Origin of the sequence: Dysgonomonas sp. GY75 (genome assembly GCF_015234155.1) — a bacterium.
GTDB lineage: Bacteria > Bacteroidota > Bacteroidia > Bacteroidales > Dysgonomonadaceae > Dysgonomonas > Dysgonomonas gadei.
Genome location: NZ_JADCLQ010000001.1, coordinates 42,628 through 53,360, shown reverse-complemented (window position 1 = coordinate 53,360; position 10,733 = coordinate 42,628). Strand labels below are relative to the sequence as shown.

General features: G+C 37.4%; 16 protein-coding genes. All 16 read left to right on the top strand.

What is annotated here, in order from left to right; genetic code table 11:
• On the top strand, nt 1-636 hold a 636-nt coding region (locus IR083_RS00295), incomplete at its 5' end, for a ComF family protein (protein ID WP_194222789.1).
• An 11-nt stretch (nt 637-647) separates the two neighbouring features.
• Nucleotides 648-1,391 (top strand): hypothetical protein, encoded by a 744-nt coding sequence (locus IR083_RS00290; RefSeq protein ID WP_194222788.1) that lies wholly within the window; start codon nt 648-650, stop codon nt 1,389-1,391.
• Nucleotides 1,392-2,889: 1,498 nt separating this feature from the next.
• Nucleotides 2,890-3,153 carry a hypothetical protein gene (locus IR083_RS00285; protein WP_194222787.1) on the top strand — a complete coding sequence of 88 codons (264 nt, stop codon included), beginning with the start codon at nt 2,890-2,892 and terminating at the stop codon, nt 3,151-3,153.
• Nucleotides 3,154-3,243: 90 nt separating this feature from the next.
• Entirely contained in the window at nt 3,244-3,681 is a 438-nt protein-coding gene (locus tag IR083_RS00280) for a hypothetical protein (protein WP_194222786.1), read from the top strand.
• Nucleotides 3,682-3,704: 23 nt separating this feature from the next.
• Nucleotides 3,705-4,193: an SLOG family protein gene (locus tag IR083_RS00275; protein WP_194222785.1), complete on the top strand. Its 489-nt coding sequence runs from the start codon at nt 3,705-3,707 to the stop codon at nt 4,191-4,193.
• Between the two features lie 8 nt (nt 4,194-4,201).
• On the top strand, nt 4,202-5,203 hold the full coding sequence (locus tag IR083_RS00270; protein WP_194222784.1) for a fusion protein: 1,002 nt from the start codon (nt 4,202-4,204) through the stop codon (nt 5,201-5,203).
• A gap of 63 nt (nt 5,204-5,266) precedes the next feature.
• Entirely contained in the window at nt 5,267-5,416 is a 150-nt protein-coding gene (locus tag IR083_RS00265) for a hypothetical protein (RefSeq protein WP_194222783.1), read from the top strand.
• Between the two features lie 13 nt (nt 5,417-5,429).
• Nucleotides 5,430-5,846 (top strand): PcfK-like family protein, encoded by a 417-nt coding sequence (locus IR083_RS00260; RefSeq protein ID WP_194222782.1) that lies wholly within the window; start codon nt 5,430-5,432, stop codon nt 5,844-5,846.
• A gap of 12 nt (nt 5,847-5,858) precedes the next feature.
• Nucleotides 5,859-7,130 (top strand): PcfJ domain-containing protein, encoded by a 1,272-nt coding sequence (locus IR083_RS00255; RefSeq protein ID WP_194222781.1) that lies wholly within the window; start codon nt 5,859-5,861, stop codon nt 7,128-7,130.
• A gap of 29 nt (nt 7,131-7,159) precedes the next feature.
• On the top strand, nt 7,160-7,711 hold the full coding sequence (locus tag IR083_RS00250) for a hypothetical protein (RefSeq protein WP_194222780.1): 552 nt from the start codon (nt 7,160-7,162) through the stop codon (nt 7,709-7,711).
• 21 nt (nt 7,712-7,732) lie between these two features.
• Complete coding sequence (locus IR083_RS00245; protein WP_194222779.1) at nt 7,733-8,206, top strand: hypothetical protein; 474 nt, start codon at nt 7,733-7,735, stop codon at nt 8,204-8,206.
• Nucleotides 8,190-8,516, top strand: a complete 327-nt coding sequence (locus tag IR083_RS00240; RefSeq protein ID WP_194222778.1) for a hypothetical protein — start codon at nt 8,190-8,192, stop codon at nt 8,514-8,516. Before IR083_RS00245 ends, IR083_RS00240 begins: the two co-directional genes overlap by 17 nt.
• A 20-nt stretch (nt 8,517-8,536) precedes the next feature.
• Nucleotides 8,537-8,983 (top strand): hypothetical protein, encoded by a 447-nt coding sequence (locus IR083_RS00235; RefSeq protein WP_194222777.1) that lies wholly within the window; start codon nt 8,537-8,539, stop codon nt 8,981-8,983.
• 14 nt (nt 8,984-8,997) lie between these two features.
• Entirely contained in the window at nt 8,998-9,237 is a 240-nt protein-coding gene (locus IR083_RS00230; protein WP_194222776.1) for a hypothetical protein, read from the top strand.
• 158 nt (nt 9,238-9,395) lie between these two features.
• Entirely contained in the window at nt 9,396-9,800 is a 405-nt protein-coding gene (locus IR083_RS00225) for a hypothetical protein (RefSeq protein WP_194222775.1), read from the top strand.
• Between the two features lie 20 nt (nt 9,801-9,820).
• The gene (locus IR083_RS00220; protein WP_194222774.1) at nt 9,821-10,540 is read left to right on the top strand and encodes an NYN domain-containing protein; all 720 of its coding nucleotides are present in this window, start codon (nt 9,821-9,823) and stop codon (nt 10,538-10,540) included.
• Nucleotides 10,541-10,733: the final 193 nt, after the last annotated feature.

Sequence of the window (10,733 nt, the reverse complement as noted above, 5' to 3'; positions counted from 1 at the left end):
AAGGATGAACAGACCCTGTCTCTGTGGCGGGATATTCTTCACTTTACTTTTCTGAGCAGTTTCGTTCGCCAGTTTTTCCCTTATACCAACCATTTCAAAGGGAAACTGCGGGTAGATGATGCCCTGTGCTTCTATATCCACGATTATTATCCGGTCTCGCATCAAAAAGAAATATCGATCCATCAAAAAAAAGTTTCTAATCTTATCTTTCGCTTTAAGGAAGGGAAGCAATCTGCTTTAGTTGCTAAACTCTTCTCTTTAGCCATCTTGCGTATGCCCTTTTTCAAAGAGATGGGAAATCCGGTACTGATCCCCATACCCGCAGCAACAAGAGAACGGAACAGACAACGGTTTGCCCGGTTCAACTACTTACTGGCAAAAAGATTGAAAACAGAAGATGGCTTTAAAGCAATATGGATAAAGGAAGACCGGGAGCAGATGAAAGGGCGAACCAGTCAGGATAAGATATTCAATCTCGACTTCAATAGCAGATATATAACAGGCAAAGACGTTCTTTTGGTAGATGATATATTTACGACCGGAGACAGCTTTACCCAGATGAAACGAAAACTGATAAAACTAGGAGCTAGATCTGTGATTGGATTATTCTTTGGTAAAACAGTAAAACACAAATGATTCTAAATCTTATGAGTATATCCAAATTACCCCGCAAATATAAATTATTAAAAGAGCTTAACTCCTGTATTCAAGAATATTTTCAAAATTCAGATAAAACAGAAGTCGCAAATCTTTCCCAGATATATGAGTACATTAAAAGGAAAGAGCCATTTAAAAATGAGTTTCAAGACAATACTGATTTTAGTCGTTTTATGAGACAGATGCATGGGGAAGATGTTCTTTTACAGTTTATTCCTAATTGTAGTGTCGATACAGCTATATATCATCATTACAAATGGGAATTTTATCCGACAGATATAATATTGAAAGATCAGATTCATTCCCCAACAGATCCGGTTCCTGAAAAACAGGAAAAAAAATCAAAAATATTTTCTAAAAACTTGAAATATATAGCCTCCAATGGTGAGAAGGTGCGGTCACAGCAAGAATTGTATATTTTCAACCAATTGTTATTAGTTGATTCTTTCAGTGTTCACTATGAAAGGTCTTTGCCCCGTAACTATCAGGAAAAACTTCCTGATTTTACAATTATAAATAAGAATACCGGAAAAATATACTATTGGGAGCATCTGGGTTTGTTCGAAGTAAATGGTGAATATTTTGATAAAACACTTGAGAAGTTGGTTTGGTATAGGTCTGCAAATATCAGAAATATAGATGATGGTGGTTCCCTGATTGTAACAAGGCATGAAAATGACAGGCAATTTGGATATCTTGTCAAAAAATATATTCAGAAAATAAAAGAAAATTAGTTTCCATTCCAATATTCTGTGTTAATGCCTATCCATTTAATTTCCACTCTGAGCAATAAAAAGGGCTATTTCATAGTAAAACAATCCAGATCCTGACGATTGGGACTAAGTATTATTTTTGTGACTTGGCAATCGACAATTGCTTAAACCCAAATTACGCAACAGAGAAAAAATGCAATTACATTATGTTGTATTTCAGTAATTTAATACATTTTTCTTCTAATGCTACGCATTAGAAATCTATAAACGTAAGCTACTGAATTACAGCTACATGTATTTAGTAAAATGTTCTATTGCGTAATATGGGTTAAATTCTTTCAATACCTTTTCGATGATTAATGACGTTTTTCAGACATGAATACCTGCCGTTCTATTTTTTTTCTCAGATTTTCTCTTTTATGAAGTGATAGTAGTGAGCTATTTGGATTAACCAACCCAAGGGGAAAAATAGGATAAAAAGAGACTAAAAATGAATGAAAAAAATGAAAACAGATTCTCAGTAGGAAAATATTCATGCAAAATTTAAACAGACTCTGCGTTTTAAGTTGTATCGCAAAGACAATGCTGTATTTTAACATTTCAACCTTAATATTAATAGCCTTATAGTGTAATCATTTACGTTTACATGAAAGGTGAGAGTATAATATTCACTTATATAAGAAAAGAATATTATCTTATAATCATCTAATCAAAAGCACTATAGCCCAATATCTTAAATTATACTATAAATAAATATTCATTAATAACTATAAACCAATAAAACTGAATGTTATGAGCTTAAAATTTAAAAATACAGCAAAGAACTAGCTTGAATAGATATAGAGGTTTTGGGGAATATAGAAAGGGCAAAAAAACTTTTTCAAATTATTTTTATCGAAAAAGATTAAAATATTTATGAGTTTTCTACTAAAATCCAACTAGCAGTATCTTTTCTGAAGCTCGACAACGGAGTAATTCTTCCAGGATATTCTGTTTTATAAAAGCACCAAACACTCGTCATCCAATTCTGAATTTTTCTAAATATTAAAGCATCAATTCCATTATTGAAATATTCTTCAGTAGTCCACAGAAAGACATATAAAGTGTCTTCCTGCGATTCTTTGATTATAGGTGTGACTTCATTTCTTCCATAAATGAATACATTCCCAATGTATTCATTTTCTTTTAAAACTGCTTTTTGTATATTTAATGATGCCGTGAAACTGAGCCGCTTGTTTCACAGCCATTTTATTCTGCTCTTCTCTAATAACCATCTCCTCATTAGGCTCGAAACAGGCCAGTAGAGATTTCTATTTTTCATAGGCAAAGGTATTCCATATTCCCGGTACAACTAAAATTCAAGCCCTGAAGGGTTTTGTGAAAAATCTTCCTCTTCCCTCCAGGCGAGCGTATTTATTCCCCAAAAATTTTGTCATACCGCCAATCTGACCTTTTGCTGCCTATAAAACAATAGAAACCTCACTGGCTCCGTCCCGGCATAAAAAAAAAGTCGATGATTATGAGAAGAACAGAAAAAAATAAAGAAAACAATATTTCCTACTTTCCATCTAGCATAAAATTGGTGTTGGTGGTAGCGTTGGTCGGTGTCCTTGTATGGGCTTTAGCTTCCGTTACGGTGTCTTTCGGGTGGGTGGTGGTACTCTTTACCTTTTATCTTCTATTCCGTCTGATATGGCGAATAATAAAGCTGATTGTCAAATTGATATTCTCTATCCTTCTTCTGCTTCTCCTTATTTCATTGACCGCATTATTCATCCTTTAAAATCAGCAGATATGTATTACACAGAACCATACAGAAAAAAAAGAATTTACAGCCAAGTACCAACAGCAGGAAAGGGTATATCAATTATTTGTGACAGCATTAAAAGCCATCAAACCCATAATTGCCCAGTATGATGGTAAAGTGGTAAACGTCAAGTTGGTAAAATCGGCAAAGGAGGTTATAAAAGATGTCTTTGTCAGCTTATCGGGTAACACGATCAACATTAGTGTAGACAGCCTGACAAGGATGTACAAAAGCGAGAATACCCCAGGCAACGGCAATATAGATAAGTCCAATTACGAATTTACAATCTCAACAGATGATAACAAACGATTGGATAGAGCCAAGACCATTGAAACCATTAACGAAGAAATAAACTACCTGATAAGCGAAATTACAGCGATTCTAAACGATATATCATTCAACTATGATAAAGAGGTCGAAGAATACAAGAAACTCAAACAAGCCCTCAGAGACTATGAACAGAGATTCTCCCACAGGCTAAAAAGATACATAAGAATAGATTAATCACGCATTAAAATTGAATCATTATGAAAACAGTATATATAGATAAATCAAAGATAGCAGCATTTACAGGTCATCGTTATATCAATACAGATGATAGTGTATTGAAAGATGATTTGACACGTATCATTCGGGAACAGTACCACAATGGCTATACTACATTCATTACAGGAGGTGCAGTCGGATTTGATTTATTGGCAGCAGAAATTGTTCTTGAATTAGAGAAAGAATACACCGATATACAATTGTTCTGTGCTGTTCCCTATACAGGGCATCATTTGTATTTCAGAGAAGAAAGCAAACGGCGGTATATCCATATTGCCGATAAAGTAACATCGAATATCCTGTTATCCTCTCATTATTTTGATGGCTGTTTTCTTCGCCGTAACGACTACATGCTCGAAAAATGCTCTTTAGTGATAGCCTACTATGCCCAAATAACCAAGAGTGGCACAGGCTATACCATCCGCAAGGCACAAGAAAGCAACATTCCAATTATTAACCTATATAAATAACAAAAGCCATGACAAAATTATATTCATTATTCGCAGGAACAACAACCGATACAGAGCAAAAAGCAGTAGAAGAAAACCAAGTAGTTCAGATGCAAGGCTATAGTTATGACCGCTATGTAGTCCACAAGATTATACACAATGAATACGGCTTCCATTACCATTTGATAAACCTCCGCACCCTTGATATGCAACAGTCGACAATCATCAAACCGTTAAGTCAAAAATTTGGTATCGGGATGTATTACGATGAAAACAATATCGAGTTTATGCCCGAAGCAGAGGTTGCAGAACTCTATGCCAAAGCAAACGAAAAACGGGATGCAAAAAGAGATGCAGAGAAAAAAGAAGATGAACGCAGGGAAGCAGTCAAAGTAATCGGTCGCAAGTGGTTACAGGAGAATCTGCCCGATGATATACAAGCCTTAATTATTGCCCGATTGAAGCAGGACGAAAGCGACAGCCAAAGCGATTATTATGCAAGCCGTACACAATGCACCGTCATTCTAGGCTTTTCCAAGCACAAAAGAGACATCTTTTCCGAAATGCGTAAACACGCATCCAATTTCAAAGAAACTGCCTACTTAGCGGAATACAATGAAAAATACGAACACAGGGAAAAATACTCGATGGGTGCAGGGTACTATTTAGGAGAAAGTAAGTATCACGGTTGGATAATCGAAAAATGCCCTATTTACACGAGGGAAAAAACAATCGAAGATTTTGCCTATACCGCAGGGTGTCCCGATGGCATACACTTGGGAAGCAAACAGGCAGACGAACAGCCGACCGCAGAACAGGTAAACACAGGTAATCTATCTTTTGAAATAGTTGATTATTCCGAGAAAGCAATCGCCCTTTTCGGAGATACCAAAGAAATTAAAGACCTGCTTAAAGCGATGGGAGGAAAATTCAATCCGAGATTGAGCCATAACGGAGAAAAGCAAGCAGGATGGATATTCCAAAAGAGCAAGCGTGAAGAACTGCAAAATATTATCAATCTGGGTAAATAGAGAATAGTAAAACGAAAGTATAACAAGGGGCAGAAACTCCTGCCCCATAAATCAAATTACAATATGTGGAGAATAATAGATAACAAAGGAACTCTTTATTCTGGAAATGAAGAAGATATAAAGATCATATATGATCAGATCAAAAGTGGAAAGATACAAGAGAAATGGTACGGTGACTTATTGCTCGTACAAGTACATGATATTCACAGATAAACAGTATAAAATTATGAAATCAACGAATCATTTCAAAAATACCATACAAGCCTATTTAGAACAACGTGCAGCAAGCGATCCGCAGTTCGAATGGGCATATACTACTAAAGAGAACAAGAGTATCGACCAGTGCATAGCATATATCCTTAATACGGTACAGAAAAGCGGTTGCAACGGCTTTACGGACGAAGAAATTTTCTCAATGGCAGCGTATTACTATACAACGGATAATATTGAAGCAGGCAACCCTGTCAACTGTCATGTGGTTGTAAACCATACCGTACTCCTCACAGAACAGGAAAAAGAACAGGCACGCAAAGAAGCCATAGAGCGGGTACACAACGAAGCCTATAACAAAATGAGACAGCCTGTAAAGAAAGCCAAAAAGGTATCTCTTGTACCACAACAACCAAGTTTATTTGATTTTTAAAACTGTATCCTTATGAAACCGAAGAATAAATTTCAACAGCAAGTAGTCGAAGCGAGTAAAACCCTGCCTAAACTGACAGAAGTACAAGTCGATTGGGGCTATAAGCATTGCATTGAGCATATTGCCCATAAAACCAAGAAAGGCATTATTACCTGTTTGGATTGCGGACACCGTTGGACAGATGAGGATATAACAGCCGACCATTGCACCTGTCCTAATTGCAAGCTAAAATTAAAAGTAGAGGAAACACGCAGGCGTACTTTTTTGGATTATGAATACCTGTGCGTTGTTACCGCCCATAAAGGCTACCAAGTTTTGCGATTCCTCTATATAGAGTGTAATATGAAAGTCGGGGAAAAAGCACATTACTTCCATTCGGAAGTTGTGCAGAAATGGATAGCGCCTGATGGAAGGTACGCAACGATGGCAAAATTGCGCCCGATGGGATTCTTTGTACACGGATGGATTTACCACAGCAAATTGGAAATTCGTCCCGAAAAGGCATTGTATAATATTACACCGACAGAAGTTTATCCACGTCAAAAAATGATACCTGAACTAAAACGTACAGGATATAAAAAAACATTCGGAAAACTAACGCCTTTCGACACAATACATTTTTTATTGGCTGAAAGCAAGGCGGAAACGCTATTAAAGGTAGGACAGAGAAAATTATTCGAATACTTTGCCTATGATCGGAGCAGGAAGATTAACGGATACTGGCCATCTATCAGGATATGTTTGAGAAACGGCTATCCGATTAAGGATGCACAGATATGGTGCGACTATATAGACCTGCTTTGTTCTTTCGAAAAAGACCTTCGGAATGCAAAATATGTGTGTCCCGACAATCTGAAAGCCGAACACGATAAATATGTAAAAAAACGCAGGGAATGGTTGAAAAAGCAGGATGCGATAGACGCAAGACGAAAAGCACAGGAAGACGAAGCCTATTTCAAAGAGATAAAATCAAAATTCTTTGGCATTCAGTTTTCGGATGGGTTGATACAGGTACATGTACTTGAAAGTGTGGATGAAATCATGCAGGAGGGAGATGCTATGAAGCATTGTTTATTTACAAATAAATACCACCTGAAACCCGATTCGCTCATCCTTTCGGCTTGTATAAACGAACAAAGGTTAGAAACCATCGAATTGTCATTAACCGAATTAAAGGTACTGCAAAGCAGGGGTATTTCCAATAAAATCACCAAATACCACCAACAGATCATCAAACTTGTAGAAAATAACATTCCTCTGATTCAAGAGAAGTTAGCAGCATAATTATTCACTAAAAACAGAGAATAAACAATATGAAAACAAATAAAATAGCAATCACCTATAGAAGTCAGGTGTATATCCTAAACAGGACAGAGAGCAAACATTATCAGATCGGCTTTGAAACAGACAGATGGAGTATCCGTATCTACATCACACAGAATAACCCTGTCAGAATAATTATAAACAAGTGCGTCAAGAAATCCGAAACGGAGTATCACACACAATTCTGCTATGACTGTTATTGTAGCCTTGACGCAAACGGCTTGTACCTGAATGACGTGAGTGACCCTGCTACATGCAGGAAGATAAAGAACACGACAAAATGGTTTACCATCGAGCCGATGTTGAGAGAGATTTATAATCAACTGAGGGATGAAATGGAGATGATAAGTAATTATCAACAATGGTGGTATATGTTAAGTTTTGATGAATTGGAAGCCATAACAGGAATAGCACAGGACAGGGATGCCAATAATCAAAAAGATGCTTGCTTTGTCAATGCCTGTCATATTTTTTGGCAAAACAAAACATCCGAAGAAAAGGACGGGGTCTATCTGAACTATACCAACAAACAAGATTCTTAGAATTATCTAATCTGTATAATTATGGATGCCGTAAAAGATTACTTCGAGCAACAGAGAGCCGAAGAACAAGTAGAAAAAGAGTTGAATGTAGACCGATGGGTAATTATATCCATCGGCTACAGAAGCCGAATCCCTGTTTACCTGAAAGAAAAATATGATTGGGTAATCCGTTGGAGAGTAGCCAAACTACAATGCAGTTATCCCAAAGAAAGTATTTGCACGTGGCACACGCATTATGACAAGAGAACCTCTTTGCGGTTGGAATATGACAGCCTGTACACCAAGATTATATCAGCAAAAGCATGGCTGACAAGGGCAAAGAATAAGGTGAAGAAGTACGAAGAAGAACGCAATAGAACATTGTTCCAGGATTTTGAAAACGACCCGATCTGGCTGGATGCGATGCAGAAAGTCAAAGCCAAAGAAGACAAATTGGCGTATCTACAGGAAGTATTAAGAACAGAAACAGAGAAATATCATGCAAAAGCAAGTTAGAAAAATAAAAGATCCTATATTAAGGGCAATCGTCATAGACTCCCTGTCTATCATAGAAAATCGCAAGACCGCTTATAAAAGAGGGTGCAACAATCCGATATGTAAATTTATACCCATCATCCTTGAATATAATTATCTATTCAGAGAGTACTATTTAAGGTCTGTATCCTTTGACGATGGCGGAATACCTTTCCAAACAGGTTGTTTTTTCAAGACGCATGAGGAAGCGATAGACTGTATTTTTTCATATCCCTCCGTTGAACAACTAACGGATACGACAGAAATAGTACAGGCTTGTACTTATTATTGAAAATCTTACGACAGGGAATTATGAGAAAATTATCAAATTATACACATGTCCGATACTGTACCGATGAAGCAGACGTACTATCGGGATTGACAGAAATAAACAATGCAATGAAGTATTGCAACCTGATGGATAAAGCTATCCCGAATTATTATTACAGCAGAAGGAATAAGCTTATAGAAAAGTTAAAGCTTGTTGTTACCAAGGGACTGAGAATCCACGAATTTAGATATGGAGGACATATATTCCAGGCAGAACGCCCATTTAAACCGCATGAAGATTTTGGATATGTAGGTCGAAGGCTGACACGGCTTGTTGTTTATGGCTGGGATTGGGATGATTTTTGGATATGCGCCAATGCAGTAGGACATGAGAGCCTGTCTCTCAAAAATGCATACATCTTCCTGATGGATCGGGGTATTTTAGTTGTTCCATGCGGAGGATTTTTAGGTCAATATGTAATTGAATAATATAGATGAAGATTATGAAACAGGAAATAAAACAAAACGGAGAAACAATTATCGAAAGTGACGATAACATCTCCATACCAATCATATTTAATAATCTGACAGGGAAAAACAGTAAGGATAATAAAGATTATCAGGCGTATATCAAATATACAGCCATCCCAATGATGGGATTTCAATACGGAAAAATCGAATGTTGGGAGAATGGAATACTCACAAGGACAGGATATATAACAAAACTTTTATTGATAACATAAAGCGGGCAGGTAATCTGCCCGCTTACTTTTTCATGAGCATCAAGAAATGTGCGAAAAAAAGTAACAAAAACCTACTCGAACAAGCTGTTTATCACACAGAACAGCTTGTTTTTTATTTTTATCCATATCTTTGCAGGTAGGATAAAAAAGAGTGAACCATGACAGAGCGTTTTTATGACATAAGCCATCTATCCACCCGGCAGCTTCAGGAATTATATACCACCTATATTAAAAAAGGGTGGAAAGATTTCGATTATTATGAACTGATGCCCGAAGGAGTACATCCTTCCGAATTGTCCGATGCAGAAGTAATCCTGAATCTTGATGGGGAACATAAACACAATTACTGCGTTTATATGATTGATTGCAAAGGCGAAAAAGACGGGGTTATGTTTGGTTTCGGACTGTCTTATTACCCAGACTTTACGGCCTACTTACATTTGCCGGCAGGCCTGTTGGACGAAGTGGTTGAAAAATATTCATTGATCCCTGAACCCGAAGTAAAAGACCGGACCATTGAAGAATTTCTTATAAACGGACCGAAAGGCCCCTCATTAAACTAACAACCCCTGTTTTTTATACAATGGCAAAAAAAGAAACCAAAGAAAAGAAGCATATATCCCTCGCTGTCTTGGTCGATGGGGATAATGCAACGGCGTCCAGGCTTACTGATGTTATCAAATTTGTATCCGGCTACGGGGAACCCATTGTAAAAAGAATATATGCGGACTGGTCAAAAACAGGGACATCCCAATGGAAAGAACCCGCAAAAGAACTGGCTTTCCGCCTGATCGAAGCCACGTCCTATGTGAAAGGCAAGAACACAACAGACATAGCTTTGGTGATGGATGCGATGGATCTGCTCCATTCAGGTATTGTAAACGGGTTTTGTATTGTCGCCAGTGACGGCGATTATACGCTTTTAGCCCAGCGGATAAGAGAAGAGGGGTTGTTGATATTGGGATATGGGGAGAGTAAGACCCCTTTAAGTTTTGCCGGTTCGTGCCGTAAATTCCAATATTCAGATAAGGAGCCTCCAAAAGCTGAGACTCCCGACTGCTTATTAAAGAAGGAAGCTGAAATATTTGACAGGGCTTTTAATATATTTGGCAAAGAAGAAGTTGCTCTATCCCTGTTAGGTCCCGAACTAAAAAAAATACTGCCCAAATACAAACCCCGTCGTTATGGCTGCAAAACGCTGGGAGCAATATACGAAAAATTAGATAAATACGAATTGATACGCACCGGGCAGAAGGGTATTTATAATATTGTCCGTCTGAAGAAACCCCAGGAAAGCCAATAGCAAGCGGTTTGACTTTGGCGCAGAGGTTGAATTTGGAAAAGTCGGTGTAGGTTTAGGTTATGATCTCGACCTGTTAAACATCGCCAATACTATTAGTGATTTTAGCAATGACGATAACAGTAAGGTTAAGGTTCGCAATATGAACGCTTACCTTTCTGTAGGATATAAATTTTAGCCATTTATTCTAAAAAAA